A 23,841-nucleotide genomic window follows, 5' to 3' on the forward strand; every position below is an offset into this window, starting at 1 on the left:
TTGATTGTCCCGGACGACCGCCGATAGCTCCGCGAGCGGAATGTCCGGGATCGCCCGGCGCGCTTCATCGTCATGAGGAGGGCGATAGGGATGGAAATCCGCGACAGCGCCAGTCCTCCAGATGAACTCGCCGCTCGATTCCCGGGTCCGATCATAGTCGCGCAAGTGCATGTCGATCCGCTCGCGGATCTTGCCGCCCGTGCGCAGCCAGCCGTGCGCGCGGGCGACGCGCTGGCATAATATATCGGTGCGCAGCGGACTCTCGGTTTCGATCACGGCGGCAATCATTGCGCGCAACGAATCCCGATAGGCGAAATCGAAAAACTGATTCGGATCGGCTGCAAACCGCGTCAGATCGGTGATGCGATAACGGTCGCCCTGATCATCTGATACGATCGTGACCGGGGCGGGAGCCTGGGTCGCTTCGGTAATCCTGACCGGCATGACCGGGGCAGAAATCCCTGCCGACACCAGCTCGATCTCGATCGGCATGGGCGCGGGGACTACCTCTTCGACACGCGCCGCCGCTTCGTCGTCGCGTATTTCCTCGATCCCCTCGACTTCATGCCCCATGTCCCAGTGTGCAGTGACGCTGCCGTCTGGTTCCGCCGCACGGCTTGTCTCCAGCAGCGCTTCCAGCGCCACATACAACCGATCCGCGCAACCGGTGGCATCATACCACCAGTCGGTTGACCAGACGCGAAGCATGTTCCAACCGAGACCTGTCAGAACCTGTTCGCGCACTTTGTCGCGATCGCGTGCGGTCGCCGCGCTATGATAGGATGCGCCATCACATTCGACACCGGCGAGATAGGCGCCGGGCAGGTCCGGATGCCGAACGCCCAGGTCGATCCGAAAGCCCGAGATGCCGACCTGCGGCACGACCTGCCACCCTCGTTGTTCGAGCCGCGCGGCCACGGCCTCCTCGAAGGGCGAATCGAAGCCGCCCATCGAACCCGCGTTCTGGGCCGGCAGGGCGATCGCGCCGCGCTCCGCATAGTCGAGGAAGGTCTTGAGGTGATGCACCGCCAGCGCCTTGGTCCGCGTCGGATCGATCTGGTCGGCGGTGAAGCCTGAAAAGACGATCAGTTCCTGCCGGGCGCGCGTGACGGCGACGTTCAGCCGGCGCTCGCCGCCATCGCGGTTGAGCGCGCCGAAGTCCATCGTCAGCTTGCCTGCCGCATCCTTCCAGAAGGTGATGGAGAACAGGATGACGTCGCGCTCGTCGCCCTGTACGTTCTCCAGGTTCTTGACGATGGTCGCCTCGACCCGCTCATCTGCAAAGAACCATTCGAGTGCAGGTTCATCACGCCGGGCGACATCCAGCAGATCGAGGATCAGCGACTGCTGCTGGGCATTGAAGGTAATGATTCCCAGCGTCGGCCGGCTCTTTTCGGGAAGTTCCAGCCATCCGCGCATGCGGGCAACCGCCTCGTCCGCGACAGCCTGCGCTTCGATCCGGTTGGTCCGGCTCTTGCCGCGGTCATAGACGCCGTTCGGCACCTTGCGCAGACGCACCGCGCGGTCGTCCACCTGAGGCGACGGGAAGGTGACGAGCCGGTTCTGATAATAATGGTTGTTGGAGAAGGCGATCAGGGACTCGCTACGGCTGCGATAATGCCAGCGCAGGTCGCGAACCGGGATGCCCGAGGCTTTCGCCTCGTCGAGGATGCTCTCCATGTCCCGCTCATGGTCGGCGACATCCTCGTCATCGTCGTTGCTTCCAAAGAAGTTGGTCGGCGGCAGTTGCTTGGGGTCACCGACGATGATCGTCTGGCGTCCGCGCGCGATCGCGCCGACCGCATCCCAGGTCGTGATCTGAGAGGCTTCATCGAAGATCACGACATCGAACAAGGCCTGATTGGGCGGCAGATATTGCGCGATCGACAGCGGCGACATCAACATGCACGGGGCAAGCTTGGAGAAAGTCTCCGGCATCTTGCCGATCATGTCGCGGATCGACTGGCTCGGACGCTGCAACTCCATCTGATAGCGCAGCAGGCCCAGTTCGGAATTGCGCGGCACGCTTTGCACCGGAGGCAGGTTGTGCGCGAGAGCGCCGATCACGCGGCCCGTGGCATGGGTGCGGACCAGATCGTCGATCTCGCGAAATTCGGCGATAGCGTTCTCATGCTGGAAGCGCCGGAAATCGCGGAGCACCGGATCGCTGTCCAATACCATGGGCAGCCACCAGCGGGCATAGCCGAGCCGGAACGCCTTGCGGGCGCCATCCGCGGCCACGGCTCCAGCCTCGATCTGGTCGACCAGCGCGCCAAGCCCGGAAGCGATTGCCCGGTTGCGGACGCGGCACCAAGCCGACCAGTCACGCAGCAGATGACGCGCATCCACAAGCGCCATGAGCGATGCCGAGAGGGTGGCCAGAGCGTCCGGCGTGGCTTCGAGCGCAATGTTGCGTCCCGCAGCTTTGGCGAAACGGCTCCGCGCGTCGTCAAAGCCCTGCCGCGCCGCCAGCAGCTTGGCGCCGGCCTGCCAGAGGCGATCACCTTGATCGCGTTCGCGCAAGGCTGTCGCGATCCGCTGGGTGGCGGCCTCCACCGCGCCGGCATCGCGACCGTCGAGACGCAGCGCCGCGCGCAGTCGTGCTGCATGATCGAGGATGTCAGCAATCGCGCCCAGATCTGTATCGAGGCCAGCCAACGGCAGCGGCCGACTGGCCAAGGGCGTTGCCTCGATCTCCGCCAACTGCTCCTGCATAGTGCGAAGCTGCGGCAGGTCGCTTTCAGGGTCGGCCGCACCGCCACTGGCATAGCTCTGGAGGAGGTGCGATACCTTGCGCTTGCCGAGCGCTGAAAACGGCCAGAGGGAGGCATTCGCTTCGCGCCATTGGCGATCGAGTGCCTCGGCTTCTATCGCCCGCACACCGTCCAGCGGATAGGATGCGGCGAGTTGCCTTTCAGCGTCCCGATATTTGCCGATCGCGGCGGTCAACGCGGCCAGATCGCTCGCCGATCGCGCAAATCCGGGATCGAATGCGATGGAAATATCGCGGTTGCGACCAGCCTCCATCGCTTCAGCCAGGCCGGCGAATGTCGCGATCTCGGCGCCAACCGGCTGATTGCCGCCGCCAAGCCCGATACTACCGCGCAATGCGTCGAGGGCACCGATCAGCAGATCGGCGGCGTTGCGCAGTGACTGCGCAGCGGCGATCAGTTCATCTTGCCCCGATGCTCCGGTCTCTTCGATATCGACCAGATCCAGCGCTGGCCGTCGTTCGACGGACGCGAAGACTAGGCCCAGCTCTCCCGCGAGTTCTTCCAGGGTCGCGAATGTCTGCGTGTCATGTACCTGCCCACGTGGCCAGCCAAACTCCGGGGCCGGGGCATCGGCCTCGCGCAACGCGACGCCGAGTGCGAGATAGGGCGTCCAGCCGTTGGGCGAAGGCCTGTGCAATGCCTCCACATAGGCGTTGAGCGTATCACGGCGCAGTTTCAGCCGCTCGTTGACGGCAATCCATTCCGCAGGATCGATACGTTCGCCATGTTCCCACGCTGCCTTGAGCTGCGCCAGGAAATGACGCCGGTCGGCCTTGCTGGAATGAAGCTCGATACACTGGTCGCCCAGCCCATGTTCGCGCAATCGGCGATAGACTACGTCGAGGGCGGCCGTCTTTTCCGCCACGAACAGCACCGTCTTCCCTACGGCCAGGCAATTGGCGATCATGTTCGCGATGGTCTGGCTCTTGCCCGTGCCTGGCGGTCCCACGATCACGAAATCGCGGCCCTCCGCCGCAGCCAGGCTGGCGGCGGTTTGCGAGGAGTCGGACGGGAGCAGGCTTATGATGTCCGCCGGCGCGTAGGCGCGATCGAGTTCACGCTCGTCACGGATCGGGGGCTGGCTTTCATCCGAACCGAACGGCTTGTCTGGCGTATCTATCAGATGGCGGACGACCCGGTTCTCGCGCAATTCCTCGGTGCGCTCGACCAGATCCTTCCACATGAGGAATTTGGCGAACCTGAACGTCGATAGCGCGGTGTCGTCGACAACCTCCATGCCGGGAACGTCGCGCACCGCCTGACGCATCATCGCCAGCACGCGAGGCACATCGACGCCGCTGTCGTCGAGCGGCAGATCTCCGCTGAACTGCGGCAGCCTGAGGTCGAAATCGCGCTCCAGAAACTGGAGGAGCGTCGCGTTGAAGCGCGGCTCATCTTCGTGGAAACGCAGGCGGAAGGGGGCGCTTGCACTTCGCCGCTCCAGCTTGACGGGAACCAGCAGCAACGGTGCGCGATAGCTGCGCTCGTCTTCCGGCTTCTTCTTCCAGCGCAGAAAGCCGACCGCCAGGAACAGGGTGTTGGCGCCGCCCTCAGCGAAATCGTTGCGAACCTGGCGATACAGATCGATCAGCCGTGCTTCGAGCTGGGGCGCGTCCAGCGGTGACGGCAACTCGTCCCGTTGCAGGGCTTCGGCCGCGAAACCGCGCTGGAGATCGCGGCCATGCACCTCGCGATACAAAGCCGCGTCGCGTTCGCCCAAGGGGTTCTGCTGCGGCAATGACACGATCTGAATGGCAGCGCCGTCCGCCAGCCTGTCTTCGAGATAGGCGATATCAGTGCACAGGAATGGGATCGTCTTCTTCGATTCCGGGAAGTTCAGCAGCCGGTTGCGAAGCGTCAGATCGAGCAGTTTCTTCTGCCAACGGTCGATACGACCGGCGGCAGTCGTCGGCTTCTCTTCGACCTGAAGGTCGGGCAGTTCATTGAAAGACGGGGCCGCAGGCAGCGACAGTGCTGCAGCCACCGCACCTTCGACTTCCCCAGAAGCGTCATGCTGCGATGTTTCATGGGAGGCGAGCGGAGTGATGCCGCCGCTTCGCGCGCGTCGGACATCGATGGCCGCGACGAAGGCGTGCGCTTCCTCTTCGCTCATGCGATGGTCGAGAGCGTGCTGTGCCACGTCCAGGGCCATCGCCGGACGATGGGTGACGCCGGTCGTCTCGAACACGATCAGTTCGCGCGACGCCATCGCCTTGCGAACTTCCATCTGGTCGGTCTCGATCGTGTTGCCCAAGGTCCGCTTCGTCAGCCAGACGCCCACCGCCGCATGGCCATGGAACATCAGGATCAAAGGATACAGGCCGGCCCCTTCCAAGGCCGCAGCGATCAGAAGGGTCGTATCCAGGCAGGTGCCTAGCCGCTCTTCCGCAATCGTGGCGGGCCGTCGGACCTTCTGCCCGCGATCCTCGAAGCTGGCCGGTGGCTCGGCATAATGGATCGCCATTGCAGCAACGGCTGAATAGATCGCTGCAGCGAGCATGTAGCTGCGCTGCGGATCGCCCGATTGATAGCCGTCCAGCCCGCTGGGATGCCCATGCTCGGCCAGCCGGTCGGCTGCGCTGCGCAGGATACGGGCTACAGCGGGGTCATTGGGCATCACAAACGCAGGCAACAATTGTGCCATGTCGGCGACGCCACCCCATTCGTCGCGGGCGAGCAGGCGGACGGGAAAGCGTTGCTCGTCGAGCACCGTATCACCAGCCGAGAGTCGCAGGGTGATCTCGCCGCGCTCGGCTTCGTTCAGTCCGGCTAGATAGTCAGCGTCGAGATCGACCTTGCGATCGCCAAGCGGGAGGTTGTCGCCCGGTACAAGCCGATCGATTGTCCAGGACTTGGTGCGCAGAAACGCTGGCGATGAGGTGAGATCGACGCGGATACTTTCGTGATGTCGTCCGTCGGCGTTGTCTATCTCGATCGACCGGATGACGGGTATTGCGTTCTGATAGGAAGCATAAGTGAAGCTACCTGCAATGTCTGCGGAGATTGTCGGATCGGTTACACTCTCGCCACTAGGAATAACTGCCGTGAAATCCTGATCGTTAGAATCGTGCATGAAGTCCCCCGTCCAGACGGAAGGCTAGCCAAGCGCGCTCGCTAAAAAAAGATAAAATCACGGTCTATACGCATCTTTTGGAGAGGTGGCTGAGCAAACGACACTTCTTTTCGGTTGGTCCCGTGGATGCGGCCATTCCGTTTTCCATTCAAAGCACGACAATTGGCAAGAGCGTTGCAGGCAAAATTTCGATTGGAGTGTTTCGGATTCGCGGCAATTATGCTGGCTCGGCGAACGCGATAATGTCATCGCAAAGTTGATTTAGGGTGGGCATTGCAACGCCCAACCGATGTAGTTCCTTGAGTCGAGCGCTTATGTGGAGCGTGTTTTTCTTCAAGCCGCTTACCCCGCCCAATGAAACGGAAGCCACATTCCCTGCCGCTTTCCAGCTTGCTTCGGCTTCGGCCTCGATGCATTTCCCCAGGTCGGCTGGCCAAGCAGAGTAACGATCACCTCGCCGAATGACAGTCGGAAATGGCTCTCCGATGTTGCCACCAACCAGAGTGAAGAGAGCTTTGTTGTCACGCTCATGCGCTTGCCTGATGGAGTGCGCGCGAGCGGGGTCAGCGTGAGTCAGCTTGTCACCGTCGCAGTCAAAAATGACGAAGGCTGGTATCTCCATCTTTGCCGCAATGATGGCCGGCCGGATGAGCTCACTTTTTCCGTTTACCGCCACGATATGGGCGCCGCTACCTCTGAGACTTTCCCAGCGGCCTGACAGCACCATCCACGCATTGATGTAGGCGGCATCTTCTAGACCTTCGACCAGCACAAGCTTTGGCGAAAAAAACATCTCGCTGAGGTGCGGCTGCATGACTTGGTGAAGCTTAGCCATCACACCGTCGACCGGGGTCGGCTGCTCCCCGGTAACTCGGGCATATTCGGCGCCCAAGTGTTGGATCGTACATGTTCGCACAACGGCATGTTTCTGATCTTTGACTTTCCGCACCAAACGGACGCGGTCAAAACCTGCGCCATCGACAAAGTACGGGCTGTGGGTAGAAACGATTACCTGCGAATTGTTCTCGCTCAGCGCCTGAAGCACTGCTGCCAGGTGTCGAGCCTGAGGTGGGTGCTGATAGAGTTCAGGCTCCTCAACGCCGAGGAGCAACTTTGGTGCATTTTGGTCTCCATCTGCCGCCAATCCCTGCAAAAGAGCAATAATATAGGACCGCTGAAGCCCGTGTCCGAAGCGCGCGATCGATCCCTCGAATTCAGCATCGCCCGCGAGTAGGCGGGCCATTGGCTCTTCGATGCGAACAGAGGATTTTGGGTCTTGGTGCCAGTTCAGTTTTGCGGTGGCTTCTGGATGGGACCATTCCGCTAATCGCTTTTGCAGATCGCCCGATATATCATCTAATGCGCCCTGCTCTGCAGCTAACATCGCCCGATATTTTTCCTCAACTTCACTTCGTAAATCTGAGAGCTTTTCCGCAAAGTTCATCTTCGCACGCACCGTTCGAGCCAGCAATCTCCCGAGCGCGGTATTCTTTCCTTCGGATTGTTCGCCCGCTGCATCTTTCACTGCTGGCACATAGACCCATTGCAGGTACTTTCTCAGCAGGCCCTGGCCCTGGCTCACGCCATAAAATTGATCTTCGCTCGGTATGAGGATGCACTGATCTGGGCGTTCGGTTTCGTAATCACCCAATGCGGCGATCATCGCGTCCTTGGTCTTCGCAGTCGCAATGTCTGGATACTTCGCGCGAAGCTCGACAAAGACAGCCTGCAAGTCGGCCACCTTCCCACCATCGCCGAGCAACTTGAAGAATGGCTTGAATTCTTCGAAGCCCATCCGATTGCCAAATTGCTTTACCGATGCGTATCCGGCACTTGGATCAAAAATAGCCTTGGCAGTCACGATGAGGGCGTTTTGGCGATAATAGCCCGCAAAGTCCTGCTGAGCGTCGGCAGAAAGCCCCTTGAAGGTGATCGTGATCTCGATCGGGGCCTCGGTATTCCCGCTGTGAAAATCCTCCTTGTCGAGGTTGCTGAGATTCGTCGCGGAATTCTCTGCTTCACGGAAGAAGATGTTGAGGGCGCATAGGATCGTAGATTTTCCCGCGCCATTTGCTCCGACCATGCAGGTATAAGGCGCGAACTCGACCGTTTCGTCGCTGTAAGCCCGAAGGTTCTTGATTCGGATAGATTCTATGAACATTTGTCGTCCCCCATCTGGGCTTCAACCACGATCGCCCACGCTGCGCTAGGGAGAATCACGTCCAGTATGGCGTTTTTGGGTAGTCTGAAACGGGTGTAAGGGCCATGTAACTGAAACTGAATAACTGACCGGCTGACGCCGGTAGGATCATGCGGTGGGGCTGAAGCCATCCTTGTGGGTATGCTTGTCGAGATACCGCATGATGATGTCATCGGTGATGTTGCCGGAGGTGGTCGAGAAGTAGCCGCGTTGCCAGAAACGTTGCCCCCAATACCGCTTGCGGATGTGCTCAAACTCCTGTTGAATTTTCCGCGACGAACGCCCCTTGGCTCTGCGCACAAAGTCGCTGACGGAGACATGCGGCGGGATTCCGACGAACATGTGCACGTGGTCCTTTGACAGCGCTCCATTGATGATCGTCACGCCCATCTCGGCGGAGACCTGATAATTTCCCGGACCCGCAGGCGCACGTCGCCATGGAGCACCTTGAAGCGATACTTGGGCGCCCAGACGAGATGGTAGCGATGATGGAATGTCGTGTGACAACCGCTCTTGTAGCGCATAGCCTGTAACCTCGGGAAAAACGGAAGACTTACGCCCTTCAGGCGGTCTTCCGTTTTTCCCGAGGTTACAGGCTTGCACGCGAGTCTACGGCTGAAGCCAGTATCCGACTGGAAGTCGGAGGGGTTCCTCCCCGAAGAGGACTCTAAACGATTATTGCTCCAACAAAATTGCCAATTTTGTTGCCTTCGCGGTCGACGAGCGGCGGCTTTTGGAATAGCTAGTTACATCCCGAACGACCCCAACTGAGGCGATTTACCTACCATCCGTTTCGGTCAGTCCGAACGGCACTTCCGTCGATTCTGCCCCCTCTCAGGGCCTGACTTAATATCATTTTGATTTCATTCGAATACTCTTGATGGCGATGAAATTGCCAATCCGATTTTGCAAGCGATGCGACGAAACGCCTTTCCTCAGGGCTGGCATGACCAAGACAATCATCTGAGCGACTGCTAATGCATTGTCGTTGTTACATATTATTTCGACTGAGGGCTGTCGGAATTTAAGCTCGAAATTGTTTAGCCGGGGGGCAGCAGTGTTGAAGCAAATCCTTTTCATCGGCCTTTGCGCCAACATGCTCACCGCGTGCACTGACGCGCCCACGGAACAGGCCCAGGCAAAAGAGACGCCCGGCGTTGCGGTACAACGAGGGGACGGGCTGCCCTACGAGGTCACCGAAAGCGAGGTGTGGGACGTACCCGATCCCGCATCGCAACGAAGCTATCAGGTCTTCGTGGCCCTGCCGCCGTCCTATCGCACACAGCCTGAGCGTCGATACCCGGTGATATATGCGACGGACGCCGATTACGCGTTTCCACTGCTCAAGCAGATCGGGCGCCGTCTCAATGTCGAGGGGCCGACGATCGAAGAGTTCATCCTCGTCGGGCTCTCCTATGCAAAGGGAGAAGGCGGAATGGAAAGCCGCCGCCGCGATTACACACCGACGGAGAACGGTCCTGCCGGATCGCCGAAGGGGGCGGTGCTCGGTCAAGCGAAGACCTATCAAACCTACGTCCGGGACCAAGTGCTGCCTTTTGTATCTCAACGCTACCGGACGGACGAAAAGCGGCGGATTTTTCTGGGCCATTCATACGGCTCACTGCTAGGCATGCAGATCCTGCTGAGCGAACCTGGCCTGTTTGACGGCTACGTTCTAGGGAGCCCCTCGTTCTGGTATGATCATCATTATATGGTGAATCAGGCACGTGCCTACACAGCCAGCCATGACGACTTGCCCGCGCGGGTCTACATGTACATCGGCGAATACGAAGAGACACGGCCGGGCGATGCGCGCTTTTCCATATCCGCCAACATGGTGACTGATACCAAGGACATGGATCAGATCCTGCGATCCCGCAAATATCCCTCGCTGCATTTGCAGACGGAAGTTCTCAATGACGAAGATCACGTCAGCGCCGCGCCGCGTGGCTTCACCCACGGGCTGAAGTACCTGCTGCCGGTCACTGTCGGGCGTCGCCAGTAGGATAGCGGCCAGTCGGCTGCTGGGAAGGAAGGTTTTAGCACTAAGCGTCTGGGAAGGGTCGGTTCTTCATCCGCGCAGCTGCGGTGCATCGTAGCTTGTTCATGTCAGGCGTGATTTCACGATGCATTGGTTGTCACAGCCGACCAGCAAGCATGAGCGCAAGGCACGGAGGTATAGAAATTTACTATGGGATTGCAAAATAAACGTATTTGACCCTTTACGTTTGTAGATGTCATTCACCTTCCCAACAACAGGGGAGATGGTGAATGGCAACTGGCAAATCCGCATGTTTTGTTATGGTAACAGCATGCGTAGCAGCAGCAGGGAGTGCTGCTGCGCAGCCTGCCGATTATCCTACACCCGCTCCGGCAAGCGCGCCGGTCGAGACGGGTGCTCTCCCGCTCTATGGCACCAATACCCCGGGAACTGCCGCTAACGAGAACTGGGCCCGATACTTCGGTAAGGACTATGCGGTCCGCAATGTCACTCGGCCCACCTTGACCCCGGTTCTTCCCGATCCCGCCAAAGCGACCGGCGCCGCTGTGATCGTGGCGCCCGGCGGCGCTTTCATGGCGCTTTCCATGTCGCACGAGGGCTGGAATGTAGCTCAGGCCCTTGCAGACCGCGGTATTGCCGCGTTCGTTCTGAAATATCGCCTCCTGCCAACCCCCAAGGATGAAGCCGAAGCCGGGAAATATGTCTGGGCCAAGATGATGGAGGGCATTCCCGATCCGACCAAGCAACCGGTGCTGACCAATCCGAAGGCGACTGAAGATGGCCTTGCCGCACTGAAGATGGTGCGCGATCATGCCGGCAAGTGGGGCGTGGACCCCGCCCGCGTCGGCATGATCGGTTTTTCGGCGGGCGCCATGACCTCGCTCCAGACCGTCCTTGCCGCAAAGTCGGGCGAACGACCTGCTTTCTTCGGGTACATCTATGGCCCGCAGGCTAAGATCGACGTTCCGGCAGACGCATCGCCGATGTTCGATGCAATCGCTCTCGACGATCCCCTGTTTCCCTCGATGGGCTTTCCAATTGCGCAGGCCTGGCTCGCTGCCAAGCGGCCTGTAGAAATTCATGGCTATCAGCAGGGAAGCCATGGTTTCGGGCTCGGAAAGCCAAACACCACGACAACGCTCGTGCTAGACGAATTCCTCGCTTGGCTTTCTATGCAGGGATTCCTGACCAGAAAGACAACCCCCTGACTAGTGAGCGCCCGAAACCGGAAGGTCTCTCTTCACGGACATCCTCTCGGTAGGACGATGGGAAAGCTGACGGTTCGATGCTGGGGAGTGAAATTGGAGCACTGAATGACTGGGAAGGGTCTACAGCAGTGGGGCGAGTAAAGTTCGTAGTGTCACGAACATGAAATTTGCTGCCCATAGGAGCGCCAGACTTCTCAGGTAAGCATCGCCCTTCCGTGTCCATCGTTCGCCCTATCGACATATGGCTCGCCGAGCACGTTCTTCCGCTTGAACGGCGCTTTCACGCCGTCGCGCTTCGCATTTGCCGCTCGCGCGACGAGGCGCAGGAACTGGTGCAGGAGGCTTACGCGCACCTCCTCGAGCTCGAAGGCTGAGCAATATTCTCGAAGGCCAGCTCCTGGCGGTTCAATATTTCAAGGCAGCCTCGCTGACCGCCGCTTTTAGCTAGGCTCTCGATTGTGCCCCCAGGAAGAGGCGGTGATCGAGAAAAAGCTGCCCGCATTGCCGGCTGCCTGGGCAACCAGGAAGTCGAAGTAACGGCAGCCAGATCGCGGACGAGCCAGTTTACGGGCTCCGGCTTGCCCAACGATTGTAAGGCCAGCCAATCGTCCGTGTTCAAGCGGATTGCATGGCTTCGTGAATTTTCGCGACTGTCCTGTCGAGGAGGCTTATCACCTTCGAGACATAGACGCCGACAATCACCCCCTCGGACGTGAAGCGCTTCACAGCGACGGCCCATAAAGCCGCGCGAAACGTGCCTTCCTCCAATCCCGGGACCAGGCCGATCACGGGACTTCCGCTCAGCCCCTTGGCTGACGGAACACGGTGCGCGCCTTCCTTGTAGCCGAAATAGAGTTTTTCAAACTCGCCGTCGGAATCTCTACCGATACCCAGCAGGTCGAATGTAATCGCGAACATTTCCGCAGTAACCGGCTTGCCGGGTTGGAAGTAAAGCACGTTTCGGCTGCCCGGAAATCCCAGTAGCCCGAAATCCCGAACGGCGCCGTCGGTCGAGGATTCAATTTCGATGGCACTTTCGAGAAGTGTCGTCACCCGCGCCAGCCAGGTATCATAGGGAGTGCCGGCCGGGTCGCTCCGCTCTGCGCACGCGAGCGCCGCTTCCCAGTCGAACCAGGCGACCGCAAGGTCGTCCTCGATCGACGGGACGAAACCGACCTGCTCGAGCGGAAAGACTATGCCGTCGAACCAGATATCGAGAGTATCGCCTTTCCTGAACTCGTCCAAATTGTGAAGTGCGGTGACTAGGAACGGAACCCGCTCGTAAGTAACGAGAAAACAGGTTCCAATCCCTTGCAGCTCGGTTGGCCTGTTTCCCCTTTTCAGCAACATCCCGACAGCCGGCCGCCAGGCGGACATCGCGTCGTACAACGGCGTGCGATCCCTGGGCTTTTCTCGTTCTTTCATAGCCTCAGTATAGACGGTGAGTGACCCGATCAGCCGAATGAACGGCAACTTTGGCACAATCGATCCGCGAAGGGAGGCATTCCGGACTGTCCAACGCAGCCGCCTCGACATCTTGCTCCCAAAGCAAGCGCGCTACGCTTCTGAATGAACGGCCGCTTCGGGTCACCTGGGGCTTGTTAGGAGACGTTCCGGATCGTCCAACATTGCAGCCGCTCCGTTCAAAGGCACCTTACCGTAACGCCGATGAACGATATGCGACAAGCAAGTTTCGAAGCTCCCCCGGGTCAAGAAATCCCCTGCGAAGTCCGGCCTCGCCCAATGGCCCAGTTCACTCCTTCCGCCCGAACCAGCCCAGACACTGATTTGCCGACGTGCCGCTCCAATGCTGGCCGCCACGGAACGAGTGTGAAATCCCGGCTCCGCTCAATTAGTGCATGACGCCCGCTTACCAGCTCCACAGAGCGCCGATAGATTCCCTCGATCTTCTCGCCCTGCCGAGCCTCCCGGAACGCCATGTCGAGGTCGCCCGACAGATGTGCCCCCACGCGAAACAGTTCCCGCCTGCGCAACGCCTCGAGCATGCCTTCGGAAAAGACCATCCCGCCCTCTCCCTCGGCAGCAAAACCCTGCGCCAGAAGCCACTGCCGCCGCAGCGCGCGCGCCTCTGCTAGTTCCGCCCCAAAGCCTGCCTCACGAGCCGTAGCCTCGTGGCCGGAAGCGATCTCCCGATCGATCCAGGTCGCCGCTTCCATGCTCGCAAGATCTTTGACCGTCCCACGCGACAACAACTCCACGGCTACAGGGCGATCATTCAGCCGCTGCGATTGCCATGTCACAACCCGCTCCAGGTGATCGCCAGAAATCACCCACCTCCCGGACGGTTCACGCTCCGCCAGCCCGCTCTCGCGCCGCATGGCTTCAAGCCGCCGAACATGGGTCTCGGCAAAGCTCTGCGTGGCGGTCGGATCGTGCCGCAAATGCAGCGCGGCGTCATAGTGACCGCCATTGGCGGCCGCGATCGAAGCGATTGTCCTGTCGACCTCGCGCACCGACGCGCGCAGCGGCTCGATCCGCACCACGGCGCCGCGACCAATGCCATCACCCTCATCGAGACCGGCGAGCACCCCCTTACCGACTGCAACATAGTGGCTGCGACCATCGACCGCATCGACGATCAGGTACTGCCGGTCCTCCTGCTCGTCGGAGAGCCCGCGAGAGACAACCCTTCCGAGCAGCGGCCGCGCACCATCCGCGGCCGGATCGTAGATCACCTGATCGGCACCGAACCGCTCCATTTCCAGGCCGGAGAAATCGCGCTGCATGGTCCGGATTATGTCCCCCCGTTCCCCCATGGTTCGCAGCGTCTCTTCCATCCCCGCAGCGAGACGGTAACGATCGCCCTCCAGCGGTTCGGCAAGCCCCATGCGCTGAAGCTTCGCCAGCCGCCCGGCGCGAAGCGATTGCTCGAATGGATCGGCCGCACGGGCGGCGACCTCCCGCACTGCACCGGCATCGCGCAGCAGCGCGCGATCAATCGAGGTGAGCCGCTCCTGGCCGATTTCGGCACGTCGGCTGTCGGCAATCTCCCGGTCGGTTCGCGGTCCAAGATCGAGTTCAACCAGATCGCAAACGCGCTCGCGAATTCCCCGGGTCAGGTAGTCCCGGGCAATGACGAGATCCTTGCCGTCACCATCCTTGCCGCGAATGACAATGTGGGTGTGCGGATGGGCGGTATTGAAGTGATCGACCGCCGCCCAGTCGAGCTTCGTTCCAAGGTCCTCTTCTATCTGCGCCATGAGCCTGCGGGCCAGAGGTTTCAGGTCCTCGTATTGATGGCCGTCCTCGGGCGAGACGATGAAGCGAAACTGGTGCCGATCGCCCTCGCCCCGCGCCAGGAATTCCTTGCCGTCGACGGCATCGCGTTCCGCCCCATAAAGCTTGCCGCGTTCGCCCTCGCGGGTGGTCCCATCGCGCTGGAGATACCGCAGGTGCGCCGCTGCCGCCTTTGCGCCTTTGCCGGCAAGCTTGACGATACTCGTCTTCACCACGGCGCGCCGCCTGCACGGCCCGCCCGCCCCCCTGCTGGAAAGGACCCGGCCGACGCCCGCGCCGCGCCCGATCCGGCTCCCCGAAAAACTACTCTTGCCAAGCCCGCCTACGGACCTTCCCCGGGCGAGATTTGCCGCCGCCAGGACCTTGCCGAGATAGTGCCGCTGCCCCTTGCCTCCGCGCGCTTTCTGGCGGCCGAGCCTGGGTGTGAAGTGGTCGTCATCCTCCATCGCCGGACCTTTCGATGCGATAATCCGCCCCAGCCTGCCTGCTGCGCCCCAATCTGGAAACCGGTGCCATCCTGACCCGCAGGAATGCTGGACCATCGGCCAAGCCGGCACTGTCCGGAACGGACTAGTGCCAGAAAATCCTCATAAAAACGATGTGCAGACAACAGGTTATGGGCGAATGGTGCCATAACTTTCATCTTGCCTTACGCGCCCCGGCCTTCACGCTGGCCCCTTCGAAACCCTCGCCGCTCCATGCCCCCACGTCTCGCTGCCCGCCTCGGCGCCCTCCTCACCCGTCCCGGTTCCGCCGAACGACCAGAAAAGGGGCCGGGGCGCAAAGGTCCCGAAAGACCCGTGCGCCCCGGGCCACGCGCCCCGCCTCGCCTCATCGCAAGGCTGCGTAGGCTTCGCGCGCTTCCCGCTCGCTCGGGCATTCCCGCCGCGCCACCAACCCGTGCGCGCGCCCCTCGCCGTCCACGATGCTCACGCCCGCGAACCACGCTCCGTCCAGCCATCCGAGCACCGCGACCCGATCGAGCTCGAGTGCCTCATCGCCTTGCGGCTCCCACGCGCCCAGCCACCGCTCGCACATCCGCGCCTCCCAGACGAAATCGCTCTCCTCCGCCTCCAGAAACCGTGCTGCGAGCGCCTCGCCCGCGCCGCGCCCGAACTCCAGCTCGAGCCCCGCCACAAGCCCCGCGAGCACCCGATCCGCAGCCACGCCAATGTCCGTCCAGTCCGTCATAGCAACCTCCTACGCAAGAGCGTCCTCGTCCATCGAGGACCCCTGTCGTCGGACGGTCGGCGCGGTGGCTGTCAGGGCCGCGCCGGCTTCAGCCGGTGCGCCGCGAAGCGGCGGCGGAGGAACCGATTTTGTTCCAGGAAAACAAACAAACTCGCGCGCGCAGCGCGCTCATTTGCTGGGGCAAAATTGGAGGGGCCGCCGGCCTTTACAGCCGCCGCAGAGGCCGTCATGCTGGGAATTCGAGGAGGGCGGCTGACCTCTCGTCCTAGCATGCGTTCTGGGCCTGGGCTCCAACCTGAAAACACCTGCGGCCACCCGCCCCGCTCGCGATCACGGCACCGCCCGGACGGCAAACAACGGGTCGGATCGAGCGCCCCGCCGGAGCATCTCACCTCCAGAATTTCCGGCCGGAGCGTCCGCCTGCAAGCGAGCCGGAGGCGATGTCTCGCCTCCTTCCCGGGCCTGCGAGAGTTCGCTTTCCGCAGCCGCCCGCCGCAGTGCGACAAAGATTGTCTGCTGTCCGGTTCCCGGGCGATCCAGCGCACCGCTTCGAGCTGCCCAGTCCGGCCTTGCCTCTGTTGCCGTCGAGGCCGTCACCCTCGCCGTTGCCGACCACTTACCCGGCGCTGCCGCTGCCGCTCCCACTCCGGCCACCACTTCGGCAAGATAGGCGCGCGTTTCTGCCGGGAGCGGACGGCCGCTCGCGAGCGAGGCGGAATAGCGCGCAGGCCCGGCATTGTAGGCCGCGAACAGGCCGGGATAGCCGAAGCGATCGTACATCTCCCGGAGGTACGCCGTGCCGGCCAGGATGTTGTCGCGCGGGGCATGGGGATCGCGGCCCAGACCAAGCCGGGCGCGAAGCTCGCCCCATGTCGCGGGCATCAGTTGCATGAGCCCCATCGCTCCCGCCGAGGAGGTTATCGGCCGCCCGTCCTTGATCGTGCGGCCCCGGCTTTCGGTGCGCATGACCTGCTCGATCCACACGGCCGGGACACCGAAACGCGCCGAAGCCTCGGCTATCTCGGCCCGCCAGCGACCGGTGCCGACCGGCTCGCCCGCGAGCGCGGGATCGCCGGCGAACAAACCGAAGGCGAACGCACCCAGCACCGCGGATATCAGCGCAGATATCAACGAGACGGCCCGAATGCCTGTCCGAGCCATTCCCGGTAATGCCAGCAGCGGCAGCGGGAGCACCCGGCCGGGCGCGGCGGCCTGCTCCCTCCACCCCGGTCGGCGGCGCATCACCGCCCTTCTCCGGGCAGCCATAGCGGCACCGCCTTCCCGAGAATATCGCGCTCCTGCGTCGGCCCGAAGTAGCGGCCGTCGAAGCTGTCGGGACGCCGGTTCATGAGCAGGAGATAGCTGCCTTGCTGAAGGCGGAGGCAGCCCTCCCATGACGGCAGCCTGCGGCCCGAGGGATCGGCGAAGAGGCGGCGCGCCGCGGGTGCGCCGTTCAGCGTAACCGCGGCTCCGCGCGCGCAGATCCTGTCGCCCGCGGCGCCGGCGACCCGCTTCACCAGCGGCACTCCGGCGGGAAGATAATGCCGGCGCGCGGCAAGCGCGCGGGCATGTTCGGGCGGCCATGCGACCACCATGTCGCCGGGCATGAGATTCGCGCCGGGCACGACGCGGTAGAGCCCGATCGGCGCGCTGGCACTGTGGTTCCAGACCAGGCGCGGCACGGGAGGAAGGGCCAGCGTTGCGCCGAGCAAACCGATCCCGAGGACGGCGCAAGCAGCGCGGCGGCGCAGCCGGGCGCGGTCTGCGCGCGCGGCACGAAGCGCTTCGCCCCAGGCGAAAAGCGGCAGGTTGCGGGAGTCAGACATCGCCTTCTCCCCCGCCGCGGGCAAGCGACCAGGTCTCGATATCGTCGATGTGATAGCGCCAGTTGTGACCATGGCGGCGGGCCTTCGGCCCCTTTCCAGCAAGGCGCATCCCTCGCAGCGTATTGGGCGAGATACCAAGATGGAAAGCGGTCTGCTTGGCGCTCAGAAAAGGGCACACTTCACGCGCCGCCTGCGCGCGGATTTCAGCGTCGTCGGTCATGATTTTTCGCTCCCTGCGAGGCAGGCAACGCGTGCCTGCGCGGCACCGTGCATGACGGGCAAATACGGGCGGCGGCAGGGTCGATAATCGACATGTCGATTTTCGACCCTCTCTCCGCTCTCGCCTTTCCCGCCTGGAAATTGACGCCGATCGTGCCGGGAACGGGAGCCGGAACGCGATCACCGAGACCACCTTCAAGCGGCTTTTTGACCATGCCTCCGGCCGCAGTATTCTGCGATGACCGCAGATCGAGCGGCCCCGCATCCGGGGCGGATGCGGGGCCGAAAGCGGCGGGCGGATGGGGCTTCAGTCGGCCGGATTCCAGATGATCGCGAAGCTGTCCTCGTCGTCCCGGCCTGCCGCCCGCCCGAGATTGGCGTAGAGCCGGCGGGGACCGAATTCCGGGGCCGCGAGGCTGAGCGACACGTAGTCGTTGCCCGAGCTTTCGCTGCGGCGCAGCCACCCGGCGCCGACCTCGACCCCGCCCGAGGAAACCCGGTAGTCGGGCTGGGCATCGCTGGTCTTGCGCGCGTTGGGGGTGATCTCGATCTCGGCGCGGATCGAGAGGGTGCGAAGCTGGCCCTTGAAGCTGTGGCCATCGCGCGTGACATATCCGATTGCAGGCATTGTTCGTCTCCTGACTGGGTCGTCCCGGACCGATTCCCCGGACGATGGCAGACCGGCAGGAACGGCTCGCCAGGGCCCGCGAACCCTTGGGCCGAAGCGCATGCGAAGGACCGGAGCCGGCGGCTTATTTGCGAGCGAAGCGCCCGCGAGGAGACCGCCACGCGGTCGGGGAAATAAGTTGCCGCGCGATGGTTTCGGCGGGACCGCGACCGCTTCCAGGTCATTGCCTTTCGGATCCGGGAATGGGTGCGGGCACCCGGGCTCGGGAGCACGGAAGATGCCGGCAATCGGATAGGTCCCATGCGCGCGGCCAGCTGGCTTCGCCCGGCTTGCGGCCGGCGATTTCGCGGCGATCGATCACTCCCCGCTCGCACGGCCTGACGGGGCACGGACCTACCGCATTCCTTCGGGCGGCGGGCGACTTGGCGCCGGGATACTGCATGCGGCGAGATAACGCCGGGCCGCAGCGACGTGTCGCTCCACCTCGCGGCCACCGCGATTCGCCCTCCCGCCGCGCAGCCCATCCCCGGGCGCTCGAGCCGGACGCGGGCGACGAAGCCTGATGCGCAGCCCCATCGGGATCCGGCCGACGAGAGGCCCCTTCCGGCACCTGCTTTCGGCCCTGCATCCATCCGGAACGCGCCGCCGCTCGCTTCGGCAAAGGAGAAGCGGGCGCGGTGGCTTGCGACGCCATGACGGCGCGGCGTGGACTGCGGCAAGCGACGGCAGGGACGACGGGAAAGACGGCAGCAGGCAGGGGGAAGCGCAGCGCGCGAAGCAAGATCCGCCAGTCTCACCCGAATTGGGTATCGCGAAGTTGACACAGAACAATGCTATCTAGCGCGGGCGCGACCAGGTCGGGAAACACGACCGAAGCGGCTGGAGGAGCCTGGAATGGACATCTACACCCTGAAGTTCCCCGACGAGGGGAATGCCGGCGCCCTGCGCCTCGATTTCGGCGCCGAGGATGCGGCCGATGCCTTGGTCACCGCGCACCGCAAAGCCGCCGAACTGAGGTCCGGACGTGCAGCCGAACTGTGGCAAGGCGCCCGCCGTCTCTGCGCCGTCCAGCGCGGCGTTTCAGGGGGCGGTGAGCAGAGTCATTCGGCGCGCTTCCAGCTCGCCTGACGGCCGCTTTCCAATATGTGAAGTGGTGACGAAATAGCGCCTGACGGCGCATGAGGCGGTCGAACATGGCCTGGCTGCGACCCGGACAAAGGGGGCTGAGCCCGGGCCGCATGCCGCGCGCTAGCGGCGGCGCCCGATTATCGAAACCGGCTTTCGGCGGAGCGGCTGTGGCACGCGCCCGCCTGCGCCGATCGGCATGCGGCCTGCACCTGCGCTCAAATCCGGCCGGTGGGTCCGATCGCCCACCGATAGGGTATCGGCCCGCCTTGGACCGCATGGACGATGGCGCTTCGCGGACCCGTCAGGCAGATTGTCCCCGGCACCGATCGATGCCGGGAGACATGCGATGGACGAAGACGCCGTGTTTGCTTTTGGAAGCGCGCTGGCCGCGATCGCGGGACTGCTCGAGGAAAAAGGGGTCTGCACCGCGACCGAAATTTCGCAGTCGCTGGGCCACGCAGCGATGGTCCATCTGAAGGCAGGCGAGCGGTACAAGCCGCGCGCGCATTACCTCAGGGCCTGGGCGGTCTCGGTAAAAGCGGCGGCCGACGGCATGAAGACGCCGCAGCATTGATCGGCGGGATCACCACCCTGTTCGCGGGGGCCGAGGCGACCGCGGCAATGGGGAAGCGGGCGGGGAAGCGGGCGGCGACGGAGCGCGCAGGGACGAGCGGGCCTGCGACACTATCGCAGCATGCCATAGTGTATCGGCAGGCGATCCTGACGCCGTTCGACAGCATCGGTTAAGGGGCAATCCTCCTGATGGCGGGCGCGGGATGCGGCCCGGACCCGAAGGATACGCCTCTTGAAATCGATCATTCTGCCAAGCCTTCAGCTGCCGCCCTTCCGGCTTCAGACGCTGCGCTGCCGGTTCGACCGCCACCGTCCGGAACACGGCACGGTCTTCTGGGACGGCCTGTGCTACGTCGGTCAATGCGTGCATTGCGGCACCGGCATTCGGCGGATGAGCAAGACGCGCTGGCGCCGCGACGAACCGCAAAGCGGACCCGGCCTCGCCTGATTACAAATCAGGTGCGCGCTAGAGCGCAGGCGGCCCCACCGGGCGGCGAGGCGATCACTTCTGCCGCGTCACCAGGCGGGTTTCGCCGCACAGGCTGCAGGTGTCCTTGCGGCGTTCGAACCCGTTCGATCCCGCCAGTTCGCGCACGATGTGCCCGGCATTCGGTTCCCCGGCCCCCGGCGGCGAAAGCCCCAGGGTCTGGCTGATGCATTCGTCGCAGACCGGCTCCGGCGAGAGCCGGGTGACGAGCTTTTCGATCACGTGAACTTCGCCCATCGGTATGTCCCCTCATGGTCCCCCGAGCCGCAACGGTGGCGCTCCGGAGGGAACAGGGCAATGAACATTTTATGTTAGCGGCGGGGCCGCGCCGCCAAGGGCGCGGCCCCGCCGCGAATTTTTCAGCTGCTCCCCCCATAAAACAATGGGATTGCCCGGAGGCGGGAAACTCCGCCCCCGGGCGATCTTTCTTCAGGCCGCGAGACGCTCGCCGCCCCCGCCGGTACCGGGATCGAATTCGGGGTCCGTCACCCCGGATTCGGGCGAATCGCCATCCGGCATCTCCGCATCCGGCGTACCGCTGCCGTCAGCCTCATCAGCCTCGCTGGCCGGTCCCTCTTCGTCCTCTTCCGGCTCCCCGTCCGGCGATTCCCCATCCGGTTCCGCAAAAGCCCGGGCATGGGCCGCCACCGTGCCGACGCCGCCGCGCGGCGTGTAGGCCGACGGCGGGAAAGCCATCCAGCGCGGCACCCAGCCTTCCTTCTTCGTCCGGCCGCCCTCGCCTGCAAGATGCGCGCGGATGATCGCTTTCAGGGTCTTGCCCTTTTCCTTGGCATTGGCGGCAGCGATCTGTTCGCCCGCCACTTCCGCGACCATCGCGAGCAGCACTTCGCGGTCGCGCAGGCCATCGAGGAAAGCGTCGTCCGCCTCCCACCAGTCGGCCATCGAGAGACCCAGCATGGGACCGAGCACTTCGATTTCCGGGGTTCCAGCGGCAAGCGTCTCGCCCATGACGAGGGCAAGAACATCGAGCACCTCGGCATCGGGCAGCGGCACGAGGCGGGCGAGCAGGCTGCGGACATTCCGGCCCGGCGCGCCGTGGCCATAGCCGCTGGATGATACGGTGGCATCATCACCGTCGAGGCCCAGTGCGGCGAGAACCTCGCGCCGCCGCGCATCGAACACGGCCTCCGCGCGGCTTTCGTCGAGGCTCTGCCGCACGGCATCGCTCTTCACCGCTTGCGGCTCGGGCAGAACGCGCCACAGCGCCGACCCGGCGATGACGTGCGCCACCATCAGCCGCAGGGCGAGGCGGGGACTGCCGAGCAGTTCCGTCCGCACGGCGGCATGGCGGTGGAGGTCCACGTAAGTCTGGGTGAGCGAGGTGAGTTCGGCGCGCACCGGCTTGTCGCCTTCGCCCTCCGGTCCCGCGTTCCCGCTCTTGGCGAGACGCGCCGCTTCCTTGCGCGAGAGATAGCCCTCGTGGACGACGACTTCGCCGTTCCCGCGCACATCGAGATAGACTCGCCCGCCCTTGCGCTTGGCGGTCTTCTCGTATTCCCACGAATGGAAGTGCTCGTCCGCAGGGACGATCACGGCATCGGACCAGCCTGCGTCGATCAAGGCCGCCCGGCGCTCCGCGATGGCGGCATTCTGCAAGGTCCAGAAGGCTTCGCTTTCCGCGAAATAGGCATCCTCCCCGAACAGGTCGGATACGGTCGCAAGCCCGCTGGCCGCGACATCGAAGAGGGCATGCCGCGTGGAAATCGACGACCCACCCAACAGCCACGACTTGAGCTGATGCCCGCGCGGCGCATAGGCATCGGGATCATCCACCAGCGCGAGCCAGGCCTTCTGCCGGCTTTTCGAAGCCAGCGTCAGATGGCGGATGGTCACGGCATCGATTTCCTCGCGCCGGTACATGTCGCGGATACGCGGCAACAGGTTGCCGAGCGCCAGCGCGCGGCGCACCGCCAGATCGGGCAGGCCGAAGGTCGCACCGATCTCGGCAATGCTGCGCCCTTCCTTCACCAGCCGGGTGAAGCAGGCCCAGCGCGAGACTTCGTCCGGATCGAGCCGGGCGATGTTCTCTATGAGCGAGGCCTCGACCGCGCTGGCATCGTCCGTCTCGTCGAGCACGGCGCAGGGCAGCATGCCTGCGCCAGACTCCGGCCCGTCAGGCCCATCCGGCTCGCCTGCCCCGATGCGGGCTTCCTCCCGCTCGGCGGCGACGATCAGGGCGGCGTGGAAGCGGCGGCATCCGGCGACGATTTCATAGTGCTGCCCGTCTTCGCCGGGCGCGCCGCTGGGGCGCACGAGGATCGGTTGGAGGACGCCGCGCGCCCGTACGGTCGGCAGGATGTCGGAAACGTCCGGAGCCTTGCGGGCGTAACGCATATTGGACTTGCTGACGGCAAGGTTGCCAAGGGCGATGAATTCGAGTTCCATGGATAGCACTCCTCAAGAGAGTGCCGGTCCACCCGTTCGTGATGGGATATGGTGGACCGGCTTTCAGATGGGCAGGAAAACGCCAGCCCGCGTCATCGGCCCCTCAGCGGGGCAGAAGCCTGATGGCGCCCGGGTCCTCGCGGGTCAGGCGGTTCAAGAGATCGGCGGCATCGGGGATCGACCCGGCAAGCCGCGATGCCTCGGCCCAGACCGACAGGCGGTGCCGGGTCGCGAAGGCGAGATCGCGCGCGATCTTCAGCCCAAGCGGCAGGTCGATGGCCTCGATCTCGCGCAGCGAGAAGATGCCGAGTTCCGGACAGCCGAAGCCGAGGTCGGCCAGCCCATAAAGGGTGTCGTCATCGGCATAGAGTTCGCTGACCAGCCAGACCGCGCGGCCCGCGGGATTGAACAGGCGGACCAGCGGAAACGGATCGAAACGCGGGCTGCGGACGCAATGCTTGAAGTTGGCGCTGAGCAGCGAGCGAATACCGGGAGACAGCAGCTTCATGACACCGCCCTCCCCTCGTCCGTTCGCGAATCCGGCTGCGCCAGCCCATCGGCGTCCGTTCGCGGTTCGGTGCCCGCGCCAAGCCCGAGACCTGCCGCAATATCCTCCGCCACTTCGGCATCGGCTGCGGCATGGCGCGCCAGCAACCAGTCCGCCGCCTTGCTGGCCATCGAGGCGGCACGGAAGATTGCGCGGGCATCCTCGCGCAGGACGTCCAGCCATGCGCCGATGTAGTCGGCATGGCGCACGGTCGGCACGATGCCGAGCGAGGCACAAAGGAAGGCCGAACCCATTTCCGCCACGAGTTCCTCGCGGGCGTAGTCCTTCGACCCGAACCCATTCGCGAGGTCGCGGCCCAGC

General features: G+C 63.4%; 19 protein-coding genes and 1 pseudogene. 6 read left to right on the forward strand and 14 right to left on the reverse strand.

The annotated features are described in order from the left end of the window. The 3 genes and pseudogenes from V7066_RS27185 to tnpA form a co-directional block, all read right to left on the reverse strand. A partial coding sequence (locus V7066_RS27185) for a DUF3320 domain-containing protein (RefSeq protein ID WP_334186051.1) occupies window positions 1–5,847 on the reverse strand: 5,847 nt, incomplete at its 3' end. A 217-nt stretch (window positions 5,848–6,064) separates the two neighbouring features. Beyond that, on the reverse strand, window positions 6,065–8,008 hold the full coding sequence (locus V7066_RS27190) for an ATP-dependent nuclease (RefSeq protein ID WP_334186052.1): 1,944 nt from the start codon (window positions 8,006–8,008) through the stop codon (window positions 6,065–6,067). 147 nt (window positions 8,009–8,155) lie between these two features. Further along, a pseudogene (gene tnpA / locus V7066_RS27195) lies at window positions 8,156–8,571 on the reverse strand (IS200/IS605 family transposase). Window positions 8,572–9,104: 533 nt separating this feature from the next. On the opposite strand from tnpA, the gene V7066_RS27200 reads away from it, so the two are divergent. The 3 genes from V7066_RS27200 to V7066_RS27210 all read left to right on the forward strand — a co-directional run bounded on the left by V7066_RS27200 (window position 9,105) and on the right by V7066_RS27210 (window position 11,631). Continuing rightward, the gene (locus V7066_RS27200) at window positions 9,105–10,052 is read left to right on the forward strand and encodes an alpha/beta hydrolase (protein WP_334186053.1); all 948 of its coding nucleotides are present in this window, start codon (window positions 9,105–9,107) and stop codon (window positions 10,050–10,052) included. A 296-nt stretch (window positions 10,053–10,348) separates the two neighbouring features. Beyond that, window positions 10,349–11,257 (forward strand): alpha/beta hydrolase, encoded by a 909-nt coding sequence (locus V7066_RS27205; RefSeq protein ID WP_442947387.1) that lies wholly within the window; start codon window positions 10,349–10,351, stop codon window positions 11,255–11,257. Window positions 11,258–11,472: 215 nt separating this feature from the next. Continuing rightward, window positions 11,473–11,631, forward strand: coding sequence for a hypothetical protein (locus tag V7066_RS27210; RefSeq protein ID WP_334186055.1), 159 nt, complete (start codon window positions 11,473–11,475; stop codon window positions 11,629–11,631). Window positions 11,632–11,872: 241 nt separating this feature from the next. On the opposite strand, the gene V7066_RS27215 is transcribed toward V7066_RS27210, so the two are convergent. The 7 genes from V7066_RS27215 to V7066_RS27245 all read right to left on the reverse strand — a co-directional run bounded on the left by V7066_RS27215 (window position 11,873) and on the right by V7066_RS27245 (window position 18,379). After that, window positions 11,873–12,646: a hypothetical protein gene (locus tag V7066_RS27215; protein WP_334186056.1), complete on the reverse strand. Its 774-nt coding sequence runs from the start codon at window positions 12,644–12,646 to the stop codon at window positions 11,873–11,875. 320 nt (window positions 12,647–12,966) lie between these two features. Further along, window positions 12,967–14,961 carry a relaxase/mobilization nuclease RlxS gene (gene rlxS, locus V7066_RS27220; RefSeq protein ID WP_334186057.1) on the reverse strand — a complete coding sequence of 665 codons (1,995 nt, stop codon included), beginning with the start codon at window positions 14,959–14,961 and terminating at the stop codon, window positions 12,967–12,969. 385 nt (window positions 14,962–15,346) lie between these two features. Further along, window positions 15,347–15,706: a hypothetical protein gene (locus V7066_RS27225; RefSeq protein ID WP_334186058.1), complete on the reverse strand. Its 360-nt coding sequence runs from the start codon at window positions 15,704–15,706 to the stop codon at window positions 15,347–15,349. A gap of 330 nt (window positions 15,707–16,036) precedes the next feature. Further along, on the reverse strand, window positions 16,037–16,948 hold the full coding sequence (locus V7066_RS27230; RefSeq protein ID WP_442947388.1) for a lytic transglycosylase domain-containing protein: 912 nt from the start codon (window positions 16,946–16,948) through the stop codon (window positions 16,037–16,039). Beyond that, window positions 16,948–17,532, reverse strand: coding sequence for a S26 family signal peptidase (locus tag V7066_RS27235; RefSeq protein ID WP_334186060.1), 585 nt, complete (start codon window positions 17,530–17,532; stop codon window positions 16,948–16,950). The genes V7066_RS27230 and V7066_RS27235 overlap by 1 nt, the downstream gene beginning before the upstream one ends. Next, a complete protein-coding gene (locus V7066_RS27240) occupies window positions 17,525–17,752 on the reverse strand; it encodes a helix-turn-helix domain-containing protein (protein WP_334186061.1) in 228 nt (75 codons plus the stop codon). Before V7066_RS27240 ends, V7066_RS27235 begins: the two co-directional genes overlap by 8 nt. Window positions 17,753–18,058: 306 nt before the next feature. Further along, window positions 18,059–18,379 (reverse strand): DUF736 domain-containing protein, encoded by a 321-nt coding sequence (locus V7066_RS27245; RefSeq protein WP_159832197.1) that lies wholly within the window; start codon window positions 18,377–18,379, stop codon window positions 18,059–18,061. A gap of 894 nt (window positions 18,380–19,273) precedes the next feature. Here V7066_RS27245 and V7066_RS27250 point away from each other — a divergent pair. The 3 genes from V7066_RS27250 (at window position 19,274) to V7066_RS27260 (ending at window position 20,528) form a co-directional block, all read left to right on the forward strand. Beyond that, the gene (locus V7066_RS27250) at window positions 19,274–19,507 is read left to right on the forward strand and encodes a hypothetical protein (protein WP_334186062.1); all 234 of its coding nucleotides are present in this window, start codon (window positions 19,274–19,276) and stop codon (window positions 19,505–19,507) included. Window positions 19,508–19,853: 346 nt separating this feature from the next. Next, entirely contained in the window at window positions 19,854–20,081 is a 228-nt protein-coding gene (locus tag V7066_RS27255) for a hypothetical protein (protein WP_334186063.1), read from the forward strand. A gap of 231 nt (window positions 20,082–20,312) precedes the next feature. Then, window positions 20,313–20,528 carry a hypothetical protein gene (locus V7066_RS27260; protein WP_334186064.1) on the forward strand — a complete coding sequence of 72 codons (216 nt, stop codon included), beginning with the start codon at window positions 20,313–20,315 and terminating at the stop codon, window positions 20,526–20,528. 54 nt (window positions 20,529–20,582) lie between these two features. On the opposite strand, the gene V7066_RS27265 is transcribed toward V7066_RS27260, so the two are convergent. The 4 genes from V7066_RS27265 to V7066_RS27280 form a co-directional block, all read right to left on the reverse strand. Next, the gene (locus V7066_RS27265; protein WP_334186065.1) at window positions 20,583–20,804 is read right to left on the reverse strand and encodes a hypothetical protein; all 222 of its coding nucleotides are present in this window, start codon (window positions 20,802–20,804) and stop codon (window positions 20,583–20,585) included. Between the two features lie 192 nt (window positions 20,805–20,996). After that, window positions 20,997–22,973, reverse strand: coding sequence for a ParB/RepB/Spo0J family partition protein (locus tag V7066_RS27270; RefSeq protein WP_334186066.1), 1,977 nt, complete (start codon window positions 22,971–22,973; stop codon window positions 20,997–20,999). 103 nt (window positions 22,974–23,076) lie between these two features. Beyond that, on the reverse strand, window positions 23,077–23,481 hold the full coding sequence (locus tag V7066_RS27275) for a DUF2958 domain-containing protein (RefSeq protein WP_334186067.1): 405 nt from the start codon (window positions 23,479–23,481) through the stop codon (window positions 23,077–23,079). After that, window positions 23,478–23,841 (reverse strand): zincin-like metallopeptidase domain-containing protein (locus tag V7066_RS27280; RefSeq protein WP_334186068.1); only part of this gene is annotated, 364 nt, incomplete at its 5' end. The genes V7066_RS27280 and V7066_RS27275, both read right to left, overlap by 4 nt.

Origin of the sequence: Novosphingobium sp., assembly GCF_036820275.1 — a bacterium.
Classification (GTDB): domain Bacteria; phylum Pseudomonadota; class Alphaproteobacteria; order Sphingomonadales; family Sphingomonadaceae; genus Novosphingobium.